26 protein-coding genes are annotated in these 24,818 nt (G+C 45.4%); 12 read left to right on the forward strand and 14 right to left on the reverse strand.

Annotation, left to right across the window (positions count from 1 at the left end; translation table 11 throughout):
* The first annotated feature begins 3 nt into the window (after positions 1 to 3).
* From ACYVF1_RS31640 to ACYVF1_RS31655, 4 genes are read left to right on the forward strand one after another with little or no spacing between them, the layout of a single operon-like run.
* A complete protein-coding gene (locus ACYVF1_RS31640; RefSeq protein WP_461086631.1) occupies positions 4 to 339 on the forward strand; it encodes a hypothetical protein in 336 nt (111 codons plus the stop codon).
* 24 nt (positions 340 to 363) lie between these two features.
* Entirely contained in the window at positions 364 to 1,101 is a 738-nt protein-coding gene (locus ACYVF1_RS31645) for a ZIP family metal transporter (RefSeq protein WP_461086633.1), read from the forward strand.
* A 52-nt stretch (positions 1,102 to 1,153) separates the two neighbouring features.
* Positions 1,154 to 1,789, forward strand: a complete 636-nt coding sequence (locus ACYVF1_RS31650) for a hypothetical protein (RefSeq protein ID WP_461086635.1) — start codon at positions 1,154 to 1,156, stop codon at positions 1,787 to 1,789.
* 8 nt (positions 1,790 to 1,797) lie between these two features.
* Positions 1,798 to 3,780: a heavy metal translocating P-type ATPase gene (locus ACYVF1_RS31655; RefSeq protein ID WP_461086637.1), complete on the forward strand. Its 1,983-nt coding sequence runs from the start codon at positions 1,798 to 1,800 to the stop codon at positions 3,778 to 3,780.
* A gap of 82 nt (positions 3,781 to 3,862) precedes the next feature.
* Here ACYVF1_RS31655 and ACYVF1_RS31660 read toward each other — a convergent pair whose 3' ends face one another.
* From ACYVF1_RS31660 to ACYVF1_RS31720, 13 genes are all read right to left on the reverse strand, one after another.
* Positions 3,863 to 4,087, reverse strand: coding sequence for a hypothetical protein (locus tag ACYVF1_RS31660; RefSeq protein ID WP_461086639.1), 225 nt, complete (start codon positions 4,085 to 4,087; stop codon positions 3,863 to 3,865).
* A gap of 289 nt (positions 4,088 to 4,376) precedes the next feature.
* Positions 4,377 to 6,263, reverse strand: coding sequence for a type IV secretory system conjugative DNA transfer family protein (locus tag ACYVF1_RS31665; protein WP_461086641.1), 1,887 nt, complete (start codon positions 6,261 to 6,263; stop codon positions 4,377 to 4,379).
* Between the two features lie 75 nt (positions 6,264 to 6,338).
* On the reverse strand, positions 6,339 to 6,839 hold the full coding sequence (locus tag ACYVF1_RS31670) for a hypothetical protein (protein ID WP_461086643.1): 501 nt from the start codon (positions 6,837 to 6,839) through the stop codon (positions 6,339 to 6,341).
* Positions 6,818 to 7,180: a hypothetical protein gene (locus ACYVF1_RS31675; protein ID WP_461086645.1), complete on the reverse strand. Its 363-nt coding sequence runs from the start codon at positions 7,178 to 7,180 to the stop codon at positions 6,818 to 6,820. Before ACYVF1_RS31675 ends, ACYVF1_RS31670 begins: the two co-directional genes overlap by 22 nt.
* Entirely contained in the window at positions 7,177 to 8,397 is a 1,221-nt protein-coding gene (locus ACYVF1_RS31680; RefSeq protein ID WP_293691145.1) for a hypothetical protein, read from the reverse strand. Before ACYVF1_RS31680 ends, ACYVF1_RS31675 begins: the two co-directional genes overlap by 4 nt.
* A gap of 11 nt (positions 8,398 to 8,408) precedes the next feature.
* Complete coding sequence (traM, locus tag ACYVF1_RS31685; protein WP_461086647.1) at positions 8,409 to 9,578, reverse strand: conjugative transposon protein TraM; 1,170 nt, start codon at positions 9,576 to 9,578, stop codon at positions 8,409 to 8,411.
* A gap of 18 nt (positions 9,579 to 9,596) precedes the next feature.
* Complete coding sequence (locus tag ACYVF1_RS31690) at positions 9,597 to 10,382, reverse strand: DUF4138 domain-containing protein (RefSeq protein ID WP_461086649.1); 786 nt, start codon at positions 10,380 to 10,382, stop codon at positions 9,597 to 9,599.
* On the reverse strand, positions 10,382 to 11,008 hold the full coding sequence (locus tag ACYVF1_RS31695) for a hypothetical protein (RefSeq protein ID WP_461086651.1): 627 nt from the start codon (positions 11,006 to 11,008) through the stop codon (positions 10,382 to 10,384). Before ACYVF1_RS31695 ends, ACYVF1_RS31690 begins: the two co-directional genes overlap by 1 nt.
* Positions 11,009 to 11,018: 10 nt before the next feature.
* Positions 11,019 to 11,972, reverse strand: a complete 954-nt coding sequence (locus tag ACYVF1_RS31700; protein WP_157634686.1) for a hypothetical protein — start codon at positions 11,970 to 11,972, stop codon at positions 11,019 to 11,021.
* Between the two features lie 2 nt (positions 11,973 to 11,974).
* Positions 11,975 to 14,413 carry a VirB4 family type IV secretion system protein gene (locus tag ACYVF1_RS31705; RefSeq protein ID WP_461086653.1) on the reverse strand — a complete coding sequence of 813 codons (2,439 nt, stop codon included), beginning with the start codon at positions 14,411 to 14,413 and terminating at the stop codon, positions 11,975 to 11,977.
* Positions 14,379 to 14,723, reverse strand: coding sequence for a hypothetical protein (locus tag ACYVF1_RS31710; RefSeq protein WP_020597334.1), 345 nt, complete (start codon positions 14,721 to 14,723; stop codon positions 14,379 to 14,381). The genes ACYVF1_RS31705 and ACYVF1_RS31710 overlap by 35 nt, the downstream gene beginning before the upstream one ends.
* Positions 14,724 to 14,730: 7 nt before the next feature.
* Positions 14,731 to 15,087 (reverse strand): hypothetical protein, encoded by a 357-nt coding sequence (locus ACYVF1_RS31715; RefSeq protein ID WP_020597335.1) that lies wholly within the window; start codon positions 15,085 to 15,087, stop codon positions 14,731 to 14,733.
* A gap of 375 nt (positions 15,088 to 15,462) precedes the next feature.
* Positions 15,463 to 16,110: a hypothetical protein gene (locus ACYVF1_RS31720; RefSeq protein ID WP_461086656.1), complete on the reverse strand. Its 648-nt coding sequence runs from the start codon at positions 16,108 to 16,110 to the stop codon at positions 15,463 to 15,465.
* 193 nt (positions 16,111 to 16,303) lie between these two features.
* Between ACYVF1_RS31720 and ACYVF1_RS31725 the strand changes: the two genes are divergently transcribed.
* From ACYVF1_RS31725 to ACYVF1_RS31755, 7 genes are all read left to right on the forward strand, one after another.
* Positions 16,304 to 18,343, forward strand: coding sequence for a toprim domain-containing protein (locus tag ACYVF1_RS31725; RefSeq protein WP_461086658.1), 2,040 nt, complete (start codon positions 16,304 to 16,306; stop codon positions 18,341 to 18,343).
* Positions 18,344 to 18,362: 19 nt separating this feature from the next.
* Positions 18,363 to 18,608 (forward strand): hypothetical protein, encoded by a 246-nt coding sequence (locus ACYVF1_RS31730; RefSeq protein ID WP_020597339.1) that lies wholly within the window; start codon positions 18,363 to 18,365, stop codon positions 18,606 to 18,608.
* A 201-nt stretch (positions 18,609 to 18,809) separates the two neighbouring features.
* Positions 18,810 to 19,757: an ArdC family protein gene (locus tag ACYVF1_RS31735; protein WP_461086660.1), complete on the forward strand. Its 948-nt coding sequence runs from the start codon at positions 18,810 to 18,812 to the stop codon at positions 19,755 to 19,757.
* 93 nt (positions 19,758 to 19,850) lie between these two features.
* A complete protein-coding gene (locus tag ACYVF1_RS31740; protein ID WP_020597341.1) occupies positions 19,851 to 20,630 on the forward strand; it encodes a DUF6166 domain-containing protein in 780 nt (259 codons plus the stop codon).
* Between the two features lies 1 nt (position 20,631).
* Positions 20,632 to 21,123, forward strand: a complete 492-nt coding sequence (locus ACYVF1_RS31745; RefSeq protein ID WP_461086662.1) for a hypothetical protein — start codon at positions 20,632 to 20,634, stop codon at positions 21,121 to 21,123.
* Positions 21,124 to 21,185: 62 nt separating this feature from the next.
* Positions 21,186 to 21,623 carry a hypothetical protein gene (locus ACYVF1_RS31750; RefSeq protein WP_020597343.1) on the forward strand — a complete coding sequence of 146 codons (438 nt, stop codon included), beginning with the start codon at positions 21,186 to 21,188 and terminating at the stop codon, positions 21,621 to 21,623.
* A gap of 143 nt (positions 21,624 to 21,766) precedes the next feature.
* Positions 21,767 to 22,990, forward strand: a complete 1,224-nt coding sequence (locus ACYVF1_RS31755; RefSeq protein WP_026262144.1) for a DUF6371 domain-containing protein — start codon at positions 21,767 to 21,769, stop codon at positions 22,988 to 22,990.
* Positions 22,991 to 23,261: 271 nt separating this feature from the next.
* Here the strand turns inward: ACYVF1_RS31755 and ACYVF1_RS31760 are convergent, their stop codons facing one another.
* Positions 23,262 to 23,444, reverse strand: a complete 183-nt coding sequence (locus ACYVF1_RS31760) for a hypothetical protein (protein ID WP_020597347.1) — start codon at positions 23,442 to 23,444, stop codon at positions 23,262 to 23,264.
* A 295-nt stretch (positions 23,445 to 23,739) separates the two neighbouring features.
* Here ACYVF1_RS31760 and ACYVF1_RS31765 point away from each other — a divergent pair, with 295 nt between their 5' ends.
* Positions 23,740 to 24,816, forward strand: coding sequence for a hypothetical protein (locus tag ACYVF1_RS31765; RefSeq protein WP_461086665.1), 1,077 nt, complete (start codon positions 23,740 to 23,742; stop codon positions 24,814 to 24,816).
* The last annotated feature ends 2 nt before the right edge of the window (positions 24,817 to 24,818 follow it).

Below are 24,818 nucleotides of genomic sequence, written 5' to 3' on the forward strand. Positions count from 1 at the left end.
CGCATGGAACGAATCGACTCCGTATTGCTAACGCCAACAGGTAACAAAGTCCACCTGCACGCCCGCGATAATATTCGCAGCGTGCGGGTGAATCACCTGGTATCAGAAAACGAGCTGCCGTTTGCCCACTACCCGGCCCTTTCGCTCTCCATTGCTGACGAAGCGGGTTTGGTGCTGTGGAGTGAAGAAATATATGCCTATGCGCTACTGGAGAAACCTGACGAAGCCCGGATTGAAAGCACGTTTGCGGTTTGGGAAAGCCTGACCATTGGCATCGAGACCCACGGGGAAGCCCTTGATTTTTCAATTCGGGTATATTACACATTAAATCCAGACTGAGATAAACCCTTATTTGGTTTTGCTATGACTCCTCTGTTTCAACAGATCATTACCTACGCCCTGCTGCCAACCCTAGCCCTGACGGGCGGGGGGCTGCTGGCCCTGTTTATCCGCTTTGGCGTTCAGGCTCGTTCGGCCATTCTGCATTTTGCGGCCGGGGTGGTATTCTCGGTCGTAGCGGTTGAGATTTTGCCCGACGTAGTCCGTCTGCACAGCCCGGTCCTGACCACCGTAGGGTTTGCGCTGGGAATCGGGCTGATGCTGTTGATCCGCTACCTGACCGCAGCCCCGGCAAACCAAGAAACAGAGGCAGTCGTTTTGGTGACCCGCTTACCAACGGCGTTTCTGCTGGCTATCGGTGTCGATCTGTTTATCGACGGGCTGCTGTTAGGGATTGGCTTTGCGGCTGGGGCTAAAGAAGGGGTGTTGCTGGCGGTCGCTTTGGCCGTGGAAGTGCTCTCGTTGGGACTGGCTACCGCTACCTCCTTGCAGGAAAAAGGGCTGTCCAACGCCCGAATTATGAGTTTGCTGGCCGGGATGTCGGCCCTGTTCTTTGGGAGCGCACTGGCCGGGGCCACCCTGTTGCACAACCTGCCCGAAACGGGTTTAGACCTTGTGTTGTCGTTTGGTCTGGCCGCCCTGCTGTTTTTAGTAACGGAAGAGCTGCTGGTGGAAGCCCACGAAGCGGAAGAAAAACCCTGGTTAACCGCTATGTTCTTCGGTGGGTTTTTGTTGTTTCTAATTCTGGGAATGATTTCCTGATAGGTAGATTTTTATCTGTATTGTGCGTTAAAAAGCAAAACAACGAAACTAAATGCTCTGGAACTTACTGATTGGCAGCGTTTTACTGGGGTCTATCCACGCGGCCATTCCCAATCACTGGTTGCCGGTGGTGCTGATTGGCCGCGCCGAGGGCTGGTCGCAGCGCGAAACGCTGGGAGTGGTGGCCTTGAGCGGATTCTTCCATACACTCAGTACGGTGGTGCTGGGCATCGTCATCGGGGCCATCGGCGTGGAGGTTTCCGAACGGCTTGAAGCCCAAACCCGGCTGATTGCCTCGTTGCTGCTAGTGTTTATGGGGCTGATTTACTTTGCCATGCATGATGCCAACACTTCCCATGAACACGTACCCAAAGGGCTGGTGGGTCGCTCGAAAGCTGCCATTATCACGACCCTGTCGGTGGCCATGTTGTTCTCGCCCTGTTTGGAGATTGAAACCTTCTTTTTCACGGCGGGTACGCTGGGCTGGACTGCCATCAGCACGTTGGCCATAGCGTATACAATCGTGACCATCGCCTGTATGGTAGGGCTAACTGCTCTCTCGTACCGGGGGCTGGCCCGCGTTAATTGGCTCGGCGTGAATTCGCACTGGCTCGACCATAACGAGAAACGCCTGACCGGGGGCATCCTGATTGCCCTGGGTATTTTCACTTTTTTCATTGAACTCTAAAATTATCTATGGCACACGATCACGACCATGATGGTCACGACCACAACGACGGTGATGATGTCGAACTGATTGAAGCAGGCACCACACCCGCAGCAGCGGCCAGTAAAGAAGGGCCTGACCAGGCCTGGCGCACCTACCTACCTGCCACCATCAGCTTAGTGCTGTTGCTGGGTGGAATCACGCTGGATTACGTCAAACTAAGCTGGTTTAAAGACCCTATCCGGCTTACCTGGTACGTGGTGGCTTACCTGCCCGTTGGTTGGCCGGTGCTGCGCCGGGCGTGGAGCAGTATACTTCGTGGTGATGTATTCACCGAATTTTTCCTGATGGGCGTGGCTACCCTCGGTGCGTTTGGTATCCGCGAATACCCCGAAGGCGTGGCCGTGATGCTGTTTTACACCATTGGCGAATTGTTTCAGGATGCTGCCGTACTCCGGGCACGTCGAAGTATCAAAGCCCTGCTGGATGTTCGCCCCGACGAGGTAACTATACTCAAAAACGGACAGGCGCAGACCGTTAAAGCTGCTACGGTGGCCGTTGGTGACGTTATTCAGATCAAACCTGGCGAAAAAGTAGGGCTGGATGGCACCATGCGTTCTTCCTCAGGTACGTTCGATACGGCGGCTCTGACGGGCGAAAGCGTCCCCCGCACGATTGAAAAAGGAGAAGCGGTGCTGGCGGGCATGATTAACCGGCAGTCGCTGGTCGAGATGGATGTCACCACACCCTATCAGGATTCCAAGCTGTCGCGCATTCTCAAATTAGTGCAACAGGCTACGGGCCGCAAAGCGCAGACCCAGGAGTTCATTGCCCGTTTCGCCAAAATATACACACCGATCATCTGTCTGCTGGCGGTGCTGATTACTGTTGTACCCTACTTCTTTGTCGCTGACTATCAGTTTGCCGACTGGTTATATCGGGGTTTGGTCTTTCTGGTTATTGGTTGTCCGTGTGCGCTGGTGATCTCTATTCCACTGGGTTACTTCGGCGGCATTGGTGCCGGATCAAAGCAGGGTATTTTGTTCAAAGGCTCGGTGTTTCTGGATTTGATGACGCAGGTTAAAACCGTCGTCATGGACAAGACGGGTACGTTGACCAAAGGCGTGTTCAAGGTGCAGGAGGTGAAACCGGTAAGCATCGACGCGAAGGAACTGGCCCGGCTAACGGCCGCGCTGGAAAGCAAATCCACGCACCCGGTGGCTACGGCCATCATCGAGTATGCAGGTACGGGCTACGAGTCGGTCACGGTCGAAAACGTCGAGGAAATTGCCGGGCATGGACTGAAAGGGAGAGTAGACGGGAGGGAAATGCTGGCCGGCAACGCCAAACTACTCCGTAAGTTCAATGTATCGTTCGATGAGAGCCTGACCAAAATTCCGTTCACTATCGTCATGACGGCCATCGACGGACAGTTTGCGGGCTATTTCACCATCGCCGACGAGATCAAACCCGATGCCGCCGACGCGGTAAAACGCCTGAAGGCCGATGGTATCCGCACCGTGATGCTGTCGGGCGACAAATCGGCTGTGGTCGAGATCGTCGCCAAACAGGTGGGCGTGGACGAGTGGCACAGCGATCTATTGCCCGAAGATAAAGTGGCTCAAGTCGAACGGCTCAAAGCCGATTTAGCGAACAACCTTAAAGCAAAGCTGGCTTTTGTGGGCGATGGCGTGAACGACGCGCCGGTGGTCGCCTTGGCCGATGTGGGCATGGCGATGGGCGGCTTAGGTTCGGATGCGACCATCGAAACGGCAGATGTCATTATTCAGAACGATGAACCCAGTAAAATCGCCACCGCCATCGACATTGGCCGGGCCACCCGCCGAATTGTCTGGCAGAATATCACCCTGTCGATGGCGGTCAAAGCCATTGTCCTGATCCTCGGCGCGGGCGGATTAGCCACGATGTGGGAAGCCGTTTTTGCCGACGTGGGCGTAGCGATGCTGGCCATACTGAACGCAGTGCGGGTGCAGAATTTGACGTTTAAGTAAGCTCTGAGACAAAGAAACACCCCGCAGCCTATAGGCTGCGGGGTGTTTCTTTGTCTTAAGCCATGAAATATACTCACGCCAATTAGGCCACTGGATCGCTGTGGCCGCTGGTGTCGTGGGTCTCGGCGTGGTGTTCCGCAGCCGCCTGTGCATGCTGATCGGCTAAATTGTGATGACCATAGGCCACATAAGCCTCGTGGGCCTCTTTTTCGTGATCGCCTGCTTCGTGAAGTTGCTGGGCTTTCTCGTGATACTCGGCAGCTTTACGGAAGTGGTAAGCGGCCTCTTTATGATGTTCATGTGCCATACTAAACGTTGATATAGTGAATACGGGATACTCCTTTAAGAACTGTCTGATCTGATCAATGTTCGTCTCTCCAAATTAATAAGTCATTAAGAACCCCTAGCATATTTTTAATCAGGGATCACACCCGTAAGCTACTAGCTAAGTTGGACAATTATTAAAAAGCTCATCGTCTTATAAAAACGCTCCTAATTGAGACGAAGAATTAGTAGTTGTAAACTGTAAATCTAGTTTGGAATCGATAATTTACGCCCCGGTGCGATAAGAATCCCGGTTAAAGTTAAGTAATAGACTAGCGCAGATTACCGCCTATCAAATTATGTTCGTTCTCTGGCTGAATTAGTCCTTTTACAATGGCTTCGCACTCAACCCGTATACGTTCAAAATTTAAATCAGCATCGACGTCCGTATAAAAAACGGGTAGCTTACGGTTCGTCCCTTCGGCAAAGGTATAAGTAGGCAGCTTTAACCGAGTATGAAAAACGGGCTCAACCGCTTCGGCTGTAATGCCCACAAATTCGCCGGTTTCCATTCGGTTAACTTCATGAGGTTTAAACAATGCTTTGTCCTGAAGAGAAAAACTTACGCCTTGGCTGTGGGAGCCAGACTTTGAATCTATACCGTTGGGATTACTTCGGTTCTGGCTTTCATTCCGTTGAAGCATTTCCTCTTTCCCAAACATCTTACTCACATATTCGCCCGTTTCGATATTGGGATTCTTACCAAATAACTGGGTGTTTAAGTTGGATATAATCGCATAAGCTTCTTCCTTCCCGTATGCTTTAATCATTTGACTTATATCCTGTGCCATATAAATAGTAGCTACTTTATTGCTTCTCGCCGTTGCGGGTAGATCGGATAAATTCGGTATGTAGCACTGAGGCCCTTCATCCAGCAGAACCATACTATGTAATTTATCCGGATTATTCAGCTGTTTTAGCGAAGCCGTAATGAGTAAGGAAACAACCGGTGAAAGAGCTTCAATAATATCCTGTTTGGTACCGATGCAAAGCAGCTTAGGGTATTGGGGATCATTCAAGTTGATGTCAAAATCATCGCCCGACAGTACCCAGGCTATTTCCTTGGTATTCATTCGCCCCAGCGCATTTTGTAAGGTACCATATTGACCCGCTAACTGAGGTTCTGCTTTAGTTCGAATGGCTGTACTGACGCTAGCCACAATCGTTTTGGTCTCATAGTTGGTTTCTAATAACCCGATCAACTGGTATACATCATGACCCAGGATCATATTGAGTACGTGCGGGAGTGTGCAGTAATTCGGATAATGAATCTTCATGTACCAGATGACGCCCGCAAGTATGGAAATAGCAGAAGTATCCCAAAAGTCTTTTTCTCGAATAGCTTTTCGGTTAAGTGTACAATAGAACGCAGCTGCAAATTCATAGGCGTACGCCTGAAAGTATAACAGTTCGGGTAGGAGTGGATTAATCCGGTGGCTTCTGGAAAGGTCGACAAAATTGACGATGGCTAGATCGACCTGACATTCAGAACGGCTGTAGTGATTATAGGCATACTCGGTGAGAGAGGGAAACTTAAAATCAAAAAGCACACCCGTGTAATTCTTATAGGCAGCTTGAGCGATAATCTGGTGTGCGACCGAAGCCGTTTTGCCTGAGCCATTGGAACCAATAATTCCCACGCCCCGAGCCGGATTCGGAATGTTTACCCATGTTCCATTGGCTCCCCGAAAACTGAATGAATCTGGGTTATCGATCTGCTTTTTATCCGTTGGTATTTTATACTTCGTTTGATCACCTTTTATGGAGTGAGTTAAAAATGGGGTTGAGGGAATCACCAAAAGCAGCCCCACCAATTCCGCGTAATAGCTATAGTGAAAGAGCTCAAATGTAAACAGCAGTAGACAACCTAATAAAAAACAACCTCCTAAAAGCAGTAAGACAATCCGGCCTACACTAAATAAGCTCTTTTGCTTTTTTCGATCTAGTTCGGCCTGTAAAGAGGTTTCAGGCAGTAAGAAGCAGCAGGCGTACAGGAAAATAAACCCTACCCGGAGAACAAAGCCAGTTTTAAAAACCTGTTGCAATACAAAAGGGATAAATAGGAGCGGGTTATATTGAACCATCCCCTCCAGGCCAAGCAAAGCCAGTAGTAGAAGAGTTAGACTCCAGACTCCAATTTTAAGTTGATTAATATGCATAACCGGAGGGAAATGTAAACTAGTCTGTAATAAGATTACCTGAATGGCGATTTACAGGGACAGATCCTAAATGGGTCAGTTAATGTCACGTCCGTATGACAGGCCTAATTTCCACTGGCCATTCTCTTTGACGAATAGCTGATTAAATGTCTTGGAAAAGCCATCGCTATAGAATGCTCTTGCACTGACCATCGCTGAATCGGCACCCTGATTGTGTTGAGAAATCACCTCGACCTTTTTTAATCGTCCAATGCGCGTTTCCCTGGCAAACGTCTGTTCCATAATACCCGGCGTTTTACTGAATTCATGGATAAGCGGTTTAGAACAGTATTTAAAGACAGCCTGATTCAATACCGTTTTATCGCCAAGAAAGTATTTATTAGCCTCCTGGTAAACCGTCAGTAACACCTGCTTTGGCTCCATTGAGGTTGGGCTTAAGGTAGGCAACATGGCTTTATGTTTCTTAGCTGAAACATGTACGATGAGTTCAGCCACCATGACCGAAAACCCCAGTAATGCCAATGCAATAAACGTAATGAGGGGTAACCTGCTCTTTAGAGTGATTTTATTTTCCATGCATTTGGTGTTTGGGTTGAGTCTTTTTCTAACAAAAAAACAGAATCTAAATACGTCTCATCGGCATAGATGAGCACACCCTTAACTCGTACCCGACTCGAATCTTTTCCGTAGTCAGCCCCGTAAAAGTTGAACTTCCTGTACTGATAATTTTTGGTCAGCAGGGGTGACAGTTGCAGAAGTGAAGGCGTCGCATCGAATACATACCTGGACGCCAGCTCCCATTTTTGCGCATTAATGCAGCTCAGGTAAACTTCACAAATATGCTCAGGTGTATTCGGATTAGACGAGCACCCCATACACATTAAACTGATGAGCAGAATAGACAGACAGGGTTTCATAACTTAATGGCTGCTAAGGCATACCGTTGGAAACTTCGTTCTCGCGCCCCATCGACATATTTTTGTTCAGCAGTCCGCTGAACCGCTTCAAACATTAATTCGTCGCCCTTCTGACGGAGCTCAGCCGCTTTTACGTAAAGATCGATGGCCCCTTTTTGATTGGCGATCCGTTCACCGGTCGTCATGCGAAGACTGGTTGCGGCCGAAGATGTACCAAAGGCCGCAGCGCCGGTCGATGGATCTTGCGAAAAAGCTCCATAATTCACGCCTGAACTTCCCTGAAAGGAAGCCATCGCCGTTTTAAGGGCATCAGCCTGCGCTCGGGCAATCATATTCTGGACCTGGAGTTCCATCATTTTTTGGTCAGGTCCTTTAAACAAATCGCCAATCGCCTGTAGAAGCCCCCCCGTTCCTGTTCCTCCTGATTGAAGTTGTAGCATATTCTGCATCGCACCATCATTCCAGGTATTGTCAAATGAAAAAGGATCATTGAAGACATCGCCATTCGCTAAGGAGCCGGTGCTAAAAAGGCCTTTATTGGCGACCATCAGGGGCGTACCTTTGATGTCACCTTTTACGGCCAGGTTCATAGCGAAAGCTTTTTTCTCGATCTCCTCGGCCATTTTATAATATACGAGCGCCTGCTGGATCTTGCGTTTCTGCATAACGGTCTGTAGGCCATAGGTCCGATTCAGCGTATTCCGCTTTACTTCAAAATATTCCCCCAAATCCGCGACCTCAGCCTGACTTTCGGCGGTTCTACCCGTTTGGATGTAATCGTACAATTTCATGCCATCTGTTTCCTTCAAGTCCTGATTACTTTGAACAATACTGAAAATATAGGCCTGATCCCATAAAAGCGGCTGGATGTATTCATTGTAAGGAACCTTTGAATACCCACCGAAGGTATCCAGTTTGCCAACGTCCGAAAATTTATTGAATCGGGCAGCAATGTTGAGAAACTCGTCTGCTGTCCGTAACAGGTTTTCAATTTCAATCTCTGTTTCAAGCAAGGCACTGGTATTCTGCCGGGTACCATTGTTAATGGTATTCCCTTTTTGTAATTCACCAAGTTGTTTTTTTGCCTTATCAACCAGATTCTTAAGTTCAATTAATCGTTGAATGGCTGTCACGTCGATGGCGATTTGCGCGTTGACGGATCTGGTGATCAACATGCAGAAAGAAAGTACACCTGCTAAAATGATTTTCCGTTTCATGATCTTGATTTCTATTTAGTTGATTTGAAAAAAACCTGGTAGCCATCCTGAATTTCTACCTGTTGTATTGAGCGTTGGCGGCTGCCAGATGTAACGGCGTTGGCAATTCCACGAGCTGCTGAAGACCCAAGCGAACCTACTACACCCAACGCCGAACTATAGGGTATATACGTCGAAGCGTTACTGACGGCATCATTAACAGTTGAGCCGCCGACCTGACGCATATTGTCATTGACATAATCATAATTGTAGGTAATACCTGTCTGATAATCGGTATCAACACACATCAAATCAACGGGTAACTTCTGACCCGCTATCATACGGGCCGGTACCTGAAATTGAATTCGCCCGGAGCCTAAGTAAGCCACCGCCGTTAAAATGGTATTACGTGGTATATATACACTTTGAAAGGTTACAGCTTCTGTGGTACGAAAGCGAACTTTTCCGCCCGTTCGTATCATTTGCTTGCCGTAAACAGCCGCAGGAATATAGCGTACTCCGTCAACCTCTTTGCTGGAGCTGACCACCGATGGTGTAGCTGAAGGACGCGATTCAGAAGCAGTAACTGATTCTGCCGAGGTGACATGAACTGTATTAAACGGATCGTCATTCAGGGCAACATCCCTTGACTGTTGGCGCTTAGGATAATGTTTTCGAGCAGCTATTCTTACTTTAGAAGGAGTGGCTACTGATGAATCTTTTTTGATTGCCTGAACAGGGATGGGCAGAGTTGTCTTTAGTTGAGCTGTATCAAGGAGTTTTTTCGACGGGAGTTGACCGACCGGTTTGTAATTCCATTTACGGGCTATATAGTTTACATCAGGATTTGCTGATTGCCCATTCAGGTTGTTGTTATTGATTTCAGCCTCAACGGAACTAACCATACTCGATTTTCCTGTACTGGTTTTTACGGTTTTATACAGATTTGGGTCATCTGGAGTTACTCGCAGTCCTCTTAGCCCCAAACTGACCGTTCGTAAACCGAACAAAGCACCGGCGATTAAAACGAGTGCCAACAGGATAAGCAAGGTCATCTTGTTTTTTGCCGCTATTGCGCGGGCCTTTTGAACCCGTTGGTCTGGATAATCCCCTAACGAGCTATCTGCCGTTGGAGGATTCGGTTTCATCTCGGGTCGTTTTCGAATCCCCAGAATGCCTAATAGTTTGGCTTGGAGTGTCATATTGGAAACAGGTTGGAGTTACAACAAGGGGGCTTTCATGATTTTTTGAGCAGGTACTTCCAGAGTGACGACCCTGGCACCTACTTTTTCCCGGAAGATGATTTCCAGATAGCCATCTTCCGTGGTGGAGTAGAGCGGAAGGGAATAATAAAACGCTTCCGTCCGCCCCGCTTCAATTCGGGCGGGTTCTAGCCGATCATCCGGTTTCATTTCCTCAAATTGTGGAGCGACCTTGTTGCGCAGTCGACGGGGTAATTTTTCCTTGTAGGTGAACGAAACGATGTCCAGTACGTAGGCAACTGTGGTCGTATTGTGAAAAGCAATCTTTAAATAGGTGCGTTCGGCATCGTTAAAAAGCTGTACACATTCCAGATCAATCCCGTCCTTCTCTTCCCGAATATGGGTATTTGGCTTGATTACCTTCATCCGGGTAAGCTTCGAACTCGCCGGAGCTACCGTTGATGAAAGCTGATTAGACCTGGTATTTCCCTCATCCAATACCCGGTAATCATAAAAGCTTTTTGATGGGTTTCGCTCGTATCGAATGTAACCGGTAAACAGCCTGGACCCCGCTTGAATTAATAAGGTAGTCGGTGTCGCATTGGGCGCTAACGCTTTTAAAAAAAGCATACGTTCGTTTTCCACCTTACCCACGTAGGCTTTCGTTCCCAGGTTTACCAAGCTAATTGGCTCGTCAAAAATGACGTAGCTCGTTCCTTCGACAGAGACAGTGATCGTGTCTAAATGCTGCGCTGTGGCCGGAAGCAGGATGGACCAAAACGCCAGTGTCCATAGGATATTCATCAGGGTTCTCGTTTTGGGTTGTATTCAATGAAATTGAACTCTTTAATCTGTAATCCGAATGGATTATCCTCGGAGCGGTACGTCTGAATCAGATTGAACTTGGCTGCGATCGGGACGTATTGAACTTCGTCGGGATAAAGTACCTTCTGCTGCGTGTAGACAATACCCGTATACGGTTGGGAGGACACATTGACTGTGATGCTATCAATTTGCAGTTCCGTTCGAATCGAATAACGGTTATAATTCTCCAGGACTTTGCCTTCCCGAAACGTCTGATAAATGGCTAATCCATCCTGCCGGTTAATTAGCTTAAAGGCCAGATCGATGCGGTCTTTAAAGGTTTCCGCATCATGGCTGAACATCAGGCGCATAAAGTTTTTTATGTGATTTCTGGCTTCATACACCGAAGGAGTAGCGGTGGGCGATTCAACCGCAGCCGTCGTACCTTTATCTGAAACGACGTATACTGTTTGGCGAGCTTCCTTTAAACTAGTCGAATAGGTCCATCCCCAAAAGGCATTGGAAATAAATAAAAGTAAGACTGTAACGATTGTAATCCATTTCAGAGCCGTAAATGCCTTACTAAAATTGACGGCCACACCGAGTTTATTCGTTTCTGTTACCATGATTGCTCGTTTAGGCTGTTTGATCACTGCTTTCTAGCATTTTTTGGCGTTCACGCTGCTGCTGTTTTCGTTTGTCACGATCCTGACGATAATCATTCAGAGCTTTGTTGGCCGCTCCACCCGCCATCATGGCCGCTGAACCCGCAGCACCCTGTGCTGCACGTAGAAATGACGCTGATGCCGCACTGCCAATAAAGAAGGAGGTTAACAGGGGGACACTTAAGTACATGAGAATAACAGCTCCATTAATGACTAAGACGTCAAGGACGGCTGAGGCTTCGGAGAGCGTTGTTCCTGTTGGAATATCGAATTCCTGAATAAAACCGGCCATGATGGCATCCAGAATGGACAGGGTTAAACCCCAAAGTGATGTAGAGATAAAGATGCGCAGCCAGTGGCCAATGGTTCCACCAAAGCCTGGAATAGTGGCTATGGTAAAGGCAACCGGCCCACAGGCTAAGGTAAAAGCCAAGAGCATACTTTTTATCCGCTCAACAAACAGCCGGACTATCATCGCTAAGCCATTTTCAACGGCCAGAATCAACCAGGTAAAAAACGACGTGGCATCGTCGAAGGGCACTTTGACGTTCGGAAAGGAAAATTCAGACGTATGTTTCTTTAAATAACCCGTCTCTGAGAGTGTGTTTAAAGACTTTAAAATATCTGTACTGCTATCAATTCCTGTTAAGCTTGTGAACCACAGGGTAGCGTCATAAATGGCGTAAACTAAAGGGGAGTAAGCGGCCAGGCAAATCCATATGGCTATCACTTTGATGATAGCTGATGGATCAAACCGCATATCGCCAAAATACATTTTGGCCAGCGAAATCACCACGTGTAGAAAGAGCATGAGTGGAATGAACGTAAGGCATTTCGTAGCCATCCCGTCAATAATTTTCTGAGCCGCGCGAAAGAAAATTTCGCCTATGTTGTAGGAAGCCTGAAGCAGAATTAATCCGGCCATGTTCATAGTTTTCCCGTTTTTTTAAGTTCGACAAATTGTTGGATAGCCGCGTAAATGTCCCCGTATTCAGCTGTGAGCTGTCGCAATGTTTCTCGTTCCTGGGGCTTTGAGGTGGAAACGGCCTGGACGGCAAATGGAGCTTCTAAGCGGAATACCTTACCGTATTCACCTTGCTTTAAAAAGATTTCCCGGTAGTGCTTGTCAAGTTGTAGCGAGAGCACTTTATCTTTTTCGTGCTGGGTGAAGGCCAGCTCTTTGGAAAGCACATCAATTTCTTCAGTATCGGTGTGGCGTAGAATGTATTTGGTCGATGCATTTACTTTGATGGCCTTACCGATCGGAGAGGTGATGATTTCATTAATACCCTGGGTAATAATGGTCATACTGCCGTTGTTCTTCCGAATCGTGCGGTACATCAATTCAATAAAGTCGGTCATGGTGTCCGAAAGCATTGACCAAGCTTCGTCCATATAGATCCATTTATTGATTTTGGGATAGCGTGCTAGCTGATCGGCAGCTAATTCGGTAATGAGCATGCCCACAACCGGGTAAAGAATAGGGTTCGTTTTGATTTTTTTCATGTCGAAAATAATCAGCTTCTGTTCCGCTAAATCCTCGTACTCATCCGAGTTTAAGACCTCCTTATAGTGCCCGATGGCGAAGGGTTTTAGGCACAATAAGAACTCGTCAAAATGAAAAGATCCGGCCTGCTTCTGATACTCCCGATCCGCACTGCTTGAATCCATATAGTCTATTATGTATTCATAAAAGCCTGCTAAAGAAGGTACCGTAATCGCTGAATCTGTAGCTAAGGACTGCTTGTTGTAGTATACGTAATAGAGTAAAAGCAACTCGTTTAGGACAGACCGTTCTGACTGCCGAACGGTGCCGTTCTGCCCTTTCCAAATAACAGTTAATAAATTCGTTAGAAAATTATTTTTATCGCCATTCAGAACGAACGTTCCATCTGGATTTCGCTCCACTAAAAAGGGGTTGAATTTTAGCGGTCGCTCGGGGTCGTACTCAAAATATTTGCCGCCGAGCGCAATAGATGCACTGAGGTAGGTGCCGCCCACATCAATGATGATTTGTGGTTCGCCCCGGTCAAATCGTTGCAGGATAAACCAGGCCATCGTAAAGGATTTACCACTCCCCGTCGGCCCGATTACCAGGGCATTTTGATTCTCTAATTCGGTATTAAACAGATTGACTAAAACTGGAACCCCAAAGCGATCACACAGTAAATCACCTTTCACATCCGAAGTGTATTTGGTCAAAAAATTTAGATAGGCGGCCCCATTATCGCCCGTCATCGTCAGCCACCGGTAGTTTTGGTCGGAGTTGCCGGGTGCGTTGGCAATGAATAGATTAGCCGTATCCATGCTTTCAATAAAACAGTCCGATGAACCCATTTCCCGGAAAGCAGCCACGGTACGCTGGATATGACGTTCCAGCTCTGAGGTGTTTCCCCCATAGAGAATGACGCTAACGGAAGTCGAAACAATGTTTTTATTTTCACTACGGACTTCTTCAGTAAAGTCAAGGATTTCTTCCCGCTTGATTCGATTATCCTGCGTCATCATAAAGTCGAGGTTCTGAATGACCTTTGCCGTTGTGTCCATGTCGGATAAGATCTTTTCTTTATTCATGATCTTTATCGACACGCTTAGTACATGCGGGAAGTAGAGGTAATTGGTCAGTGGATACAACCAGGGCGACATTATGTTTCTGGCATTGCGCGCGAAGGGCTCCAGCGGACTACCCTGACCAGACATCGTGATCACATTCACCCGCTTTTCACCAATGGCCGCATGGGTTGAAGAAGGGGAGAACGTTCTTAACGCATCGGTTGGCTGATAATCCTTGTCAAACTCCAGGTTATAATATTGCAGATAGAGGTTTTGTAAACCTTCATCATCCAGGCGATTGAACGAAATACCATCAAACGAAGCCAGCGTGGTCGTAAAATCGGCCGCTACCTGCTCAATTGCAGCTTGTCGGTCCTCAATTCGGTCAAACGGATTTTTCGTTAAACTCCGACCTAGGGCAAATAAGGTATTGGCTGCATTGCGATCCCGTTCGAGTTTGGGTCCTATGCTGATCAGCAGATAGCCATCATGGAGTAATAGTTGTCGTTCGGAAAAATGCTCGATGGTTCGGCGCTGAAAGTAGGTTTTGTCACGGGTTGAAACCTGATACTCCTTGAAATAATAGGCGTCAAGCTTTTGAACAATAGTTCCTTCTGGTAGTACTTTCAATGCGCCGAAAAGAAGGGTATTCAAATAATCGTACTGCTTAGCGGACAGCTTTTCGGCCTCAATACCATTGACTGAAAATCCAACTGCCACCCGGCCATCTTTTAAAATAAGTTGGTTCGATTCTACCGAAAAGATGGGTATAATCTCATCAACTGTTTTTGTGTTGTTGTCGACGCTGAACATGGGGTTGGTTGCGTTTATCAAGGAAACTTAACTTTTTCATCCAAATCCGTCTGGGCTGAAAGAAGTGATAGGAGAGCAAACTGACGATGTATGAAGGGTGCTTGTTTTTTAGCCCATAGCGGACAATTCCTATGTATATGCCCATAGCTACAATGCCCGCAATGTTATACCAGACCGATATGGGAATAAACATGCGGAGGATGCCAATAAAGATCATGATCCCAAAAAATAAGGCCAGTGTGACGCCTAAATCGCGGATTTCAATGCCAAGAATCAGCGTCTTTTGTTCCAGTGATTTCCGTACTTCCATCGCTAGCTTATCTAGGCTCAAAACCACCTGCTGAACTGCCCCCAACCGATGAGGTGATATCTTCTACAATGGTGTTAAAGCCGTACCAGAGAATTGCTCCTACGACAAGCATTAGTAAGTTTCGGGCCGCATTGGGGGAGTTGGAAATAAAACCCGCTACGGTTCGAATCAGGCCGACTACCATGAGTATGATAAAAAGTGCATTGGCTGCCGTTTGGATAATCTTGGCAATGTTTTTTACCGAACCCGATACTCCTGACTGTGCGTAAGCCTCGGGACCCAGGATAATCAGCCCAAAGGCAATGATAAAAAAGGCTACCGATCGCGTTACTTGCTGCGTACTTCTTTGTTCTGAGAGTAACATAACGTGTTGTGTTTACAGGTGAATTAATTGATTAAGAAATCGAATGAAATTTTTATTTGCTGATATTCAGTGATTAATAGTAAGGGTCTGCATCAATGGTTAGGGCCGAACTGGCTTTTTTGTTATCCCTAGACGAGTGATAAAAGCCCTTGAATTTTTCGATGAGATATAGCTGAGTAAGTGGCCGGAAACTGAAAGGAAAAGGGCGGTAAACAGCACTGTACATACGCTGTCGATCAAAGCATCACCCATTGATTCTAGCACATCTATATAGGTGCTTTGCCATAGGAATCGATTGGGTAGGGGGCAGCTTGTTAGCCTTTTAGCATTCAGGATAAATAAATGGAGCATCATGCGTTTAGCTATGGTTTAGAGTTAGGATTGCGTTGTCTCCTTACGCTTGGGGCCAAAGTTTTTTAGGTTGGCCCTAAGTTTTTTTGCTTTCTCTTCGTCAAACTGACTTACCCCTTTTAGGGCCGTATTGATGGTTGCCAGCGGGCCTGATTCAATGGACTTTGCGGGTTGATTGACTCCAGTATATCCAGCGTCGTGGGCGTGTGAATTGGACTGCGGTTCTTCTTTTTTTACCCCGCCGTTTTGGAACTTGCCGGTGATTGACGTGGCTACAGGTTCCTGCTTTGATAAAGCCTGGGTTTTCGCGCTTGGGTCATGTTCGTTATTTTTATCGGGTTGAAAGCGGTTAATCACTCGTTTACTGCCTTCATTGTAGGCCAGCGCGGAAACGTGCAGTAACTGCTTTTCACGCAAGCCGGTAATTTGGTATAGGCTACCACGCTGGCTGGTTGCCTGTAAATAGCTTGTCTGATTTCCTTTAAGAAGAGCCCAGGCGATGCCTGTGAACCAGAGTATAGCCCAAAAAACACCAAACCCGTCGTAAGAATCTCCAATTAAAAAACTATAAAGATTGTGGAAGAAATTTATACCAAAATAAAAATAGAAAATGACTGGTATAGTTGCGATGGCAACAGGCCAATAAACTCCTATTTTATTCTTTATAGTCATATTAAATATTATATTAATACAATTAAACTGAAATTTATGACATATTTAGCCCATTCTTTAGCAAGTATAGCAAAAACTTCTTTAGAATTGTATGCTACTTTTTTATATCATAATGAAAATATTTTTTTACTTTAAAAATGGTAGAAAAAAGTAGCATTATTAAATGTTCCTACATTAATCCTAAGTAAGCTGTATGACGACCTTTGATGAGTATAAGAAGCGAATAGACCTGAGCGAATATGCCCAGCGTCAGGGATGGGAGATTGACCGTGATAAATCAACGAACTCGGCAACGGTCCTGGATAAAAAGGTTCTCGGCGAGACGCAGGATACGATTGTTGTGTATAAAGGAAAAGATCATGATTACTTTTATACACCCAACCACGACCGGGAGAAAGGAGACGTTATTAGCTTTGAGCGGATTAAAAACGGAACGGATTGGAAGGAAATAAATGACAAATTAGCCCGCTATGTGGGAGATGTCGATCAGCAGCGCATAGTACCTCAAGTAGTGAATACGCATTCGCATAACCAGGCTTTTCAGCATAACTTCAAGTTCCAGACGATCACGGAGACGGACTATCTGGAAAGTCGAGGGATAAGTAAAGCCACTATTTATGCTAAGGAGTTTAAGGACCGGATTTTTAACAAGGAATTTAGTTACAAAGAGTTTTTGGAGCGGGGCGTCAATCAGCTAAGTAAGTTGACACCAATACCAGAGGCTGAGAAAAAAGCCATTCAAGAAATTGGCCTGGAGAAATACTATTCAAAACCATTTTTTGACCAGCTTAAAACGATCCAGGGCCACGTAAAAGACACCGGCCAGTTGCCCGACAACTATTTAGAATCGTTGCGGAATACGTATGGTTATAAATCACCGGAAGGTGCTACTGACCGAATAATCGTGAATACTTCGTTCCCCTTACGGAATGAAGAGCATGTTATTGCGGCCATCAATCGAAACAGTGAATATAACCGTATTGAGCAGTCGAAAGAAAACGCAGTGTGGTCATCCAGGACAGATTATGACAAAAGACCGGTTAACACAGTAGTCATTCATGAAAGCCCAATAGATTCACTGTCTTACCACCAACTAAATCCACCCGCAGCAGATGAAAAACGATTGTATATCGCTACCGCCGGTAATATTTCCAGAGAGCAACCGGTGCTCATTGAAAAGCTGGTGAAGGAAAGCCAAGCCGACAAACTGATTCTGGCGAATGATAATGATCCGGGGGGGATCAGACAGAATATAAACCTGGCCGGTCGATTGAATATGTCACCGGAAAGCGAAAGCATCCATGCTCAGCTAAATGTGCATGAACGAACAGACGGCCGATTGCTGATCACGCTTGTTCATCAGAATCAGCAGGAAGGACAGCAGCGACTCACCCAACTGGCGGAACGGTTCATAACGGCCATTAATAAAACGATTCCAGAGGGTGCTGAGAAAGAAGCCAAAGCCACAATCATTCAAAATGGTACACGTTCCTCCGAGCTGGAGATAGCTTTTACTGCCAACCGTGAAAATCTAATTCGAGTGGAAAAGGCCTTACTTCAGGAACGTGGTCTTACCAATTACATGCAAGTCCAGCGGCCTACTGAAAAGGACTATAATGAAGATTTAAAGCGGGCTACCCCATTCATTGTAGCCTACCAGGAACCTAATGGACGGGAGAATATTGCCGGGCGCTATAAGAAAGAAGTAGAAGCTTATGCCGCAGTTGCTGAAAAAGCCCAGGAAAAGCCGCAAACTCAGGTGTCAGCCTATATGGAAATCAAAACACCAGAGGGGGCCAAAAAAGTAGAATTAGCCCATTATGATCAGGAGAGTCAAAAAGTGGTTGCTACGCCGGAATTTGGCAAGCGAGTGGAAGAGCAGCAGAAACAACAAGAAATTCAAGACCGTACTCAACAAATAACCCTAGCCTCAGCAAAAGCGAATACTGGTGATATTAAAGTGGTTGATGGTGATGGCAATACAGTAGCTAGGACAGAATACACAGTTGAAGTATCGACTAACGGTCAGACAAAACTGCGAAAAGAATCACAGTATGATCAGGATGAATTAACCAGGGAGGGCACCTCAGGTAAAGAATTGCAAACGGCTATGAATAAAGAAGTCGCTAGTGCCACAGGAGCGGGTAAAGGGAATTTGGATGGAGCCGATTTAAAGGATACAAAGCAGGATATAAGCCAGGAGCAGGAAGCCAAACGCGGTCTGTCAATGTAAATCCATTCATCATAGCTCCATGAAAACCACCAATGAAACCATAGTAAATTATGTAAGGCGCAAAGGGCTAAAGCACAAAATAGTTGCTGAATCAATGGACATGAAAGCAACAACCTGGTATAAAAACCGTCAGGTCTGCTGCAAAAATGTATCCATCGAGGAAATTTCCAAATTAGCCCGTTTCTTGAAAATATCGCCTTATAAAGCCTTTGAGCTGACGTATAACCATTTTTATCAAGCCAGAAATCAGCAAGTTAAACCATAAGCTAATTGTACCCAAAAATTGTAGACCCACGGAAACGTGGGTTTTTTATTAATCAGTTAAAACAAGAAAAGAACGACGGGGAAAAAAAGGGGATTATGTTTGTATATTTCATAATATGAGTTTATTTAAATTGTAAAATATGAAATAAATGAGTAAATTTACTTCATAGTCAATCAGTTAAACGGCTAAATACTTAATCTTATGAAAACGAAATTCACCCCTAAATCGACCGTTTCAACCACTGCTAATTCGTCAGAAAGTGTAGATATCTACCAGAAAATCACCAATCTGTTTATTGAAAAAATTGAAGAAGGTGTTAATCCCTGGAACAAAACGTGGTCAACAGCGGGTCTCGCTCCACAAAACTATTTTACCAAAACTACCTATCAGGGGATTAATTTATTCTTGCTGGCATTGACCCCGTATGACGTTCCTTTTTTCTGTACGTTTAATCAGGTCAAAGTGCAGGGCGGTAAGATTCGTGCAGGGGCTAAAAGTTTGCCGGTTGTATATTGGAATGTCGTAGACAGTAAAACCGAAACCGTGACCCGCGATGGGAAGGAGGAACCAAAGAAAAACTCGTTTATTAAATACTATAACGTCTTTAATGTCCGTGATGTAGAGGGAATAGACTTTGTGATTCCTCAGCTTACAGTGGTTCAGCAGAAGAATCGGACCATTGCCGTTTGTGAAAACTTGGTCGCTTCTATGCCGAAGGCACCACTGATCCGCCATACGAATAAAAACGCTGCCTATTACGTACCTTCTGCAGATTACGTGAATTTGCCAGACCTGGAGCAGTTTACTTGTTCGGCTGAATACTATAAAGTATTATTTCATGAACTGACCCATGCAACTGGTCATCAAAGCCGATTAAACCGGGAGGGAGTTACCCAGCTTTGTCGCTTTGGATCGACCAACTACAGTAAAGAGGAATTAGTGGCGGAGCTGGGCGCATCGTTTCTATCCACCTTTACCGGGATTGCATCGCCGGAGCTGTTAGATAATGCAGCGGCTTACCTAAAGGGGTGGTTACGCCCCCTGAAAGAGGATAAGAAATTTATCTTTTGGGCCGCTAAGGAAGCGCAGAAGGCCGTTCAATTCATTGCCCCAAACTTGACTGACTGGCAACCTACTGAGGAAGAATAAGCAGCATTAAACGAGCCCGCAATCATCTGAATTGCGGGCTTATCCGTAAAAACCTGTAAAATTGTCCGGCTACGCCGGATTGTTTAGAAACTCATGAAAAAGGAAGCACCTGTTTTTTATCTGGAGAAAACGACCTTTGTAATCAATGGTGTCAGTACCATCGGAGGAAACCAAAGGTTGTTTGTGGATGGCGTCGAAATTCTGCCAGAAAAAAGCCAGAAACTATATAATCACAGCCCCGATGGCTTTAGTTGGGGGTACAGCGGTTCCGGACCTGCTCAGAGCGCGCTGGCGATTTGTTTAGCGATTTTTAAGAACCAGCACGTAGCAGAAGGGCTCTACCAATCCTTTAAAGAAACGTTTGTCAGCCGCTGGCAACCCGTTGGAGCGCCTTTTCAGAAAGAAATCGATATAACGGATTTCCTCATCGATCACCGGGATCGGTTGCAAATTGCTCTAGAAAGGGAACAGAATGATCAGCAATGGTTGGAAGCAGAGATTGAGGAAATCATGTTCCCAATGGTGAAAGATTCAGTTGATGAAAAAAGGCCTGATTTGGCTTTACATCCGATTAGAGTTGAGCAAGTGCAGTCTTTACGATTTTGGCAGGTGGGTGATTTAGTAACCATCATTCACCCAAGTGAAGAAGGTATAAGAGCCTTAGTGTATGAGGTTTATGACCGGCCTGAAGATACTTACGGAATTAGTCTGCTTGCGGAAGATGGTCGTAATCTAGGGGGCTGGGAGCCTGAAACCTGGAAATTTCTGGAATTTAATCAGTCAACTGATTTAGCGTATAGTTTTGAAAATGTAGGTAAACTTAAACGTGATTTTCAAAGGGGTTTATTCACTCCTTATTTTGGTAGGATTTAACATGCGACACCCAATTGAAAAATACAATCAGCAACAAGCTGAAGCTCTAGCAAGTTTGCCCGAGGGCCAGCGAGACTATATGGCACGAATGTTTAGAATTGGGAATGCGTCCTATGCCTATTATAATCAAGTTAAAGAGCTCACGGTATTTGGTAAGGAGAGTGAAAGTGATCAGCCAAAGGGTGATTTATTGGATTGGTTGGAACAGCATCTCGGTGTATCTGAGGGAGACCGAGTACAGACGGAAAGTCGATCGGCCCGTGAATTGCTGGATGTCTATTTTGAAGAATACTTGGCAGGATTGCCTCACGATGGACTCCGACGAATAGAAAAGGAGGGTGGTCTTGATAAAGCGAAAAATAGCTATCCGTTCCGTCGTTACGTTCTGGAACGACACGACCTGGGTATGGACGAGTTTCTGCGGCAAAATCTGAGCGAAGAAGACTATGCGTTTCATGTAGAATGTGGTAAACCACTGTCCGATGAAACATAAATTACCTTGTCGATTGAATAATATGGCTTGGTCAGAAGCTTCGTAGGTAAACAACGAATAGCATGGAATCTAAAATAATAACTGCCTTTAATGTTTATAAAGGTGCGTTAACTGAACTAGCTAGTACTTTAAAGAGTCGCGTGAAAGCGAGTTCATCGCTGAAGGCCTTAAAAGAGGAGCTAGGCTTAACAGGTAATATGTACTACCAGCGATTGAATTACCCGCAGAATATTCCCGCCAACGAAATTGCTGCCTTCTCAAAGCTGCTTAACGACGATACCCTGATTCAACTTTATGACAAGACTCAGGCATTAGCTCAACAACTTTCCGAGGTAATTGCCGAATATATAAAAGAGGCTGATTTGACTATTACGTTCATCTGCAAAAAGTTAGACACGGATCCTTCAAGTTTTTATCGAAAGCAGAAAGACCCTCGCTTGTGGAGTAAAGAGGAGGTTGAAAAAATCACACAAATTGTAGAGACAATTAAAAACTTGTAAATCAATTTTTCAAGGGCTTTAAACAACTGCGTTAATATGGCATTCTGGCCATGCCCAAGTACGACAATTTAAAAGAAATACTTGCGTCTTGAATACGGGGGCTATCATTTTAAATGAATTAAGGCTATTAGTAATATACTTCCATGCCTGCCAATATATTCCGTTATCAGCTACCCAAAAAAGCAATCAAATCCGATTGTCCGAGTTGCGGTCCCAAACACCACAAAACGTTAAGTCGGTATATAGACACGCAAACCGGCGAACCCTTACCTGAAATGTATGGCCGGTGCGATAGGGAAAGCAATTGTGGTTATCATCTAAATCCATACCACAAAGGAGAGTCTGGAACGTCCTATTTTGAGGAGATGAAGGCCCAGACTCAGGTTGGGCCAATCCCTAAATCTTGGTTTACCTTTGCAGCTCGTCAGAAGCATGCTGGCGTATTGAAACAGGATATCATTGCTCATCTTTTGCAACTGGAAGGTGCCAGGCTCGAGCAAGCAGAAAGAGTTGCGGATTTCCTTTTTGAAAAATCTTCGACCTTTAACCGACCCATTGAACCAAAAAAATCTATCTCGACAGCTCAAGCCAGTCAGCTTTGCACTATTCCGGAGGATGTATTTAAACAGTCACTGGATCATTATGAACGCAATCAGTTTGCCCAACTATTAAGTCGTCATTTTGGAAATATAGTTGCCGATGAACTGTTAAAGCGTTTTAATATTGGCACATCTGGACGTTGGCCAGGTGCCTGTGTGTTTTGGTATATCGATGAGTGGCATCGAATACGTGGAGGGCAGATCAAACTGTTTGATGATACATTTCACACGGTCAAATACGTCATTAAAGCGGGCGAAAAACGTAGCCGAACCACCTGGGTCCATTCATCGTATGCACGTCGTTGTGATGAATTAAATAAGCCCTATCCAGCCTGGCTGACGGCTTATCTAGATGAGGAAAATGACGTGCAAAAATCCCCCTGCCTATTTGGTTTACCGCAACTTTTAAACGCCGATATAAGTCAACCAATTGCAATTGTTGAAGCACCCAAAACCGCTGTCATCTGTACTCCTTATTTCCCGGGATTTATCTGGATGGCCGTGGGAGCTTTATCGTATTTGAATACTGAACGATTGGCTCCACTGCGTGGACGGCGAATCGTTTTATACCCTGACCTGTCCAAAGATGGAAGTGCATTTGATCGCTGGAATCGGGTAGCGGGTGAACTATTGGCTCAGGGGTTTGATATCACCGTTTCGACTTATTTGGAAGATAATGCGACGGATGATGAACGAGTTGCCGGAGCGGACTTAGCTGATTTCTTACTTGAACAATGGCAAGACTACTCCTCCCAGTGGATTGAGTAAATCGGAAGCTTTTTCTGAACGGTGGTCGGGTAGGAGGGTAGAGGGGCTGGAAACGGCCCTTTGTGCGTTCAATAAATCCGTTTAATTAAATGGTTCAGTGACATGTAAAAGGATTAGGATTAATTGAAGACTGAGTTTTGAAAACAACGCAAACCTCTGTCAACTATTAAGCTTTTTTATTCATTCAAAGTTTTCAGTCAAGTATTATGTACTTGTGGCTGTAGAATGGTTAGCCAAAAGGCCACTTTTGATTAAGCGGCCTTTTGTTATATTATCTTTCGAATTCACAAATGTTCCCCACTTCTAATTCATTAAGTATTAATTCAAAAACTTCTGTTGGCGATTTCCTAAGCAACTTGGCTATACCAATAATATCTTGAACAGTGAAGGTTTCAGGGTGCACAATCAATTTTTCTACATCTGTAACGGAGAGCATGGTTGAAATCTGATTCATGATCGTTATGGTTAGATAAAGAACTAAACCAAGATCTACATAAAACCCCAATTATGAATGGGAGGATGGCTAAACAGGTATAAACTTGTGCTATACAGGTCTAGATGCGTGATGAATCCTGTACACTCAAATAGGCTACATATAAATGTTTAATTATGAGTCGTTTTAGTTGCGGAGTGAACACTACATCCATTTCTTAGCTGGCTCTACAGTGTTTAATCTCCTTGATTACTCATAAATCAACCGGTCAGGAAGATCAGTTAAAACTCGAAATTTCAACTTATTTGATTACTCAATGTCGATTTCCAAAGAACCAGTATATGCTCCACAAGAAACGATTCTTAGCCAAATAGGATCAGTTAAGCTGGTCGTAAAATCAGAGGCTGATGCAGAGTCTATTGTCTTATTAAAAAATGCTGTTTACGGCACAAGCGGTATTCGTTATCAACAAACTGGCCAAGACCAAAAACTAAACCAACTGTCCAACCCTTTTTTCTTTCATCTATATATTTCTGACATCCTTCAAGGTTTTTATTGCCTCGATCATCGGCTTGTTACTTATCCATTTGGTAGTATGAATGCCTTTTATGGGCGCTATTTTGCCATCCATGAATCAGCCCAGGGAAAGGGATATGGTCGATTTTTAAAAACTTCGGCTGTCAATTACATTACGGAGACAATTCATGCACCTTATCTGTTGTACTCGTTCATCGAAGAGAAAAACACACGTTCCCTCTCCTTGTCAAACCAAACAAATTTTGCAAGTGTTGCACAACTTAAAACGTTTGTCTTCCGTAGCCTAAATCCAAAAGCAGATGTGCGACTGAAAAGGGCCTCATCAGCAGAACTTCCCAAAATCAAATCTTTTCTGGCGACCTATTACGCTGATTATGGATTGGTAAACTTTGATAAAATAGGCTACCAAGGAAATTACTTTACACTGACAGTAGGGGAGCAAGTTGTAGGAGGGGTACAAGCCAATCCCGTTACTTGGAATTTTTTACAAATGCCCCACTGGACCGGCTGGTTCCTCATGAATATCCTACCAAGAATACCCTACCTAAAAAAACTATTTCAACCAGACTATTCGTTTTTAGCACTGGAAGGTATTTACCTGGCTACCAGGCAAGAGGGTTTGTTCCCAATTCTCATCGAAAGTGTACTAGCTTTTTTCAACTTAAACAGCGCTCTTTTCGAGGTTGACTGTCAGGATAAGCGATTAACAGCCATGCTCGCCCGGATGGGCTTACTCAGCGGCTATCAGGCCGATGTTACCACACATGCCATGGTTAAAGCCTGCGGCTTATCCGCTAACCAATTAGCTCAGCTACAGGTATCTCCGGTTTATTGCTCTTCTTTCGACTTTACGTAATT

It is taken from the genome of Spirosoma flavus (assembly GCF_054778555.1).

What these genes read in the sequence shown, in the direction of transcription:
- ACYVF1_RS31760 (WP_020597347.1), bottom strand. Translation starts at nt 23,444, where the DNA reads ATGAATCAGATTTCAACCATGCTCTCCGTTACAGATGTAGAAAAATTG.
- ACYVF1_RS31680 (WP_293691145.1), bottom strand. Translation starts at nt 8,397, where the DNA reads ATGAAACGGAAAATCATTTTAGCAGGTGTACTTTCTTTCTGCATGTTG.
- ACYVF1_RS31755 (WP_026262144.1), top strand. Translation starts at nt 21,767, where the DNA reads ATGCCTGCCAATATATTCCGTTATCAGCTACCCAAAAAAGCAATCAAA.
- ACYVF1_RS31720 (WP_461086656.1), bottom strand. Translation starts at nt 16,110, where the DNA reads ATGACTATAAAGAATAAAATAGGAGTTTATTGGCCTGTTGCCATCGCA.
- ACYVF1_RS31645 (WP_461086633.1), top strand. Translation starts at nt 364, where the DNA reads ATGACTCCTCTGTTTCAACAGATCATTACCTACGCCCTGCTGCCAACC.
- ACYVF1_RS31745 (WP_461086662.1), top strand. Translation starts at nt 20,632, where the DNA reads ATGCGACACCCAATTGAAAAATACAATCAGCAACAAGCTGAAGCTCTA.
- ACYVF1_RS31675 (WP_461086645.1), bottom strand. Translation starts at nt 7,180, where the DNA reads ATGAAACCCTGTCTGTCTATTCTGCTCATCAGTTTAATGTGTATGGGG.
- ACYVF1_RS31725 (WP_461086658.1), top strand. Translation starts at nt 16,304, where the DNA reads ATGACGACCTTTGATGAGTATAAGAAGCGAATAGACCTGAGCGAATAT.
- ACYVF1_RS31660 (WP_461086639.1), bottom strand. Translation starts at nt 4,087, where the DNA reads ATGGCACATGAACATCATAAAGAGGCCGCTTACCACTTCCGTAAAGCT.
- ACYVF1_RS31765 (WP_461086665.1), top strand. Translation starts at nt 23,740, where the DNA reads ATGTCGATTTCCAAAGAACCAGTATATGCTCCACAAGAAACGATTCTT.
- ACYVF1_RS31695 (WP_461086651.1), bottom strand. Translation starts at nt 11,008, where the DNA reads ATGGTAACAGAAACGAATAAACTCGGTGTGGCCGTCAATTTTAGTAAG.
- ACYVF1_RS31640 (WP_461086631.1), top strand. Translation starts at nt 4, where the DNA reads ATGGAACGAATCGACTCCGTATTGCTAACGCCAACAGGTAACAAAGTC.
- ACYVF1_RS31740 (WP_020597341.1), top strand. Translation starts at nt 19,851, where the DNA reads ATGAAAAAGGAAGCACCTGTTTTTTATCTGGAGAAAACGACCTTTGTA.
- ACYVF1_RS31665 (WP_461086641.1), bottom strand. Translation starts at nt 6,263, where the DNA reads ATGCATATTAATCAACTTAAAATTGGAGTCTGGAGTCTAACTCTTCTA.
- ACYVF1_RS31650 (WP_461086635.1), top strand. Translation starts at nt 1,154, where the DNA reads ATGCTCTGGAACTTACTGATTGGCAGCGTTTTACTGGGGTCTATCCAC.
- ACYVF1_RS31750 (WP_020597343.1), top strand. Translation starts at nt 21,186, where the DNA reads ATGGAATCTAAAATAATAACTGCCTTTAATGTTTATAAAGGTGCGTTA.
- ACYVF1_RS31700 (WP_157634686.1), bottom strand. Translation starts at nt 11,972, where the DNA reads ATGGCCGGATTAATTCTGCTTCAGGCTTCCTACAACATAGGCGAAATT.
- ACYVF1_RS31710 (WP_020597334.1), bottom strand. Translation starts at nt 14,723, where the DNA reads ATGGAAGTACGGAAATCACTGGAACAAAAGACGCTGATTCTTGGCATT.
- ACYVF1_RS31730 (WP_020597339.1), top strand. Translation starts at nt 18,363, where the DNA reads ATGAAAACCACCAATGAAACCATAGTAAATTATGTAAGGCGCAAAGGG.
- ACYVF1_RS31705 (WP_461086653.1), bottom strand. Translation starts at nt 14,413, where the DNA reads ATGTTCAGCGTCGACAACAACACAAAAACAGTTGATGAGATTATACCC.
- ACYVF1_RS31670 (WP_461086643.1), bottom strand. Translation starts at nt 6,839, where the DNA reads ATGGAAAATAAAATCACTCTAAAGAGCAGGTTACCCCTCATTACGTTT.
- ACYVF1_RS31715 (WP_020597335.1), bottom strand. Translation starts at nt 15,087, where the DNA reads ATGTTACTCTCAGAACAAAGAAGTACGCAGCAAGTAACGCGATCGGTA.
- traM (WP_461086647.1), bottom strand. Translation starts at nt 9,578, where the DNA reads ATGACACTCCAAGCCAAACTATTAGGCATTCTGGGGATTCGAAAACGA.
- ACYVF1_RS31735 (WP_461086660.1), top strand. Translation starts at nt 18,810, where the DNA reads ATGAAAACGAAATTCACCCCTAAATCGACCGTTTCAACCACTGCTAAT.
- ACYVF1_RS31690 (WP_461086649.1), bottom strand. Translation starts at nt 10,382, where the DNA reads ATGAATATCCTATGGACACTGGCGTTTTGGTCCATCCTGCTTCCGGCC.
- ACYVF1_RS31655 (WP_461086637.1), top strand. Translation starts at nt 1,798, where the DNA reads ATGGCACACGATCACGACCATGATGGTCACGACCACAACGACGGTGAT.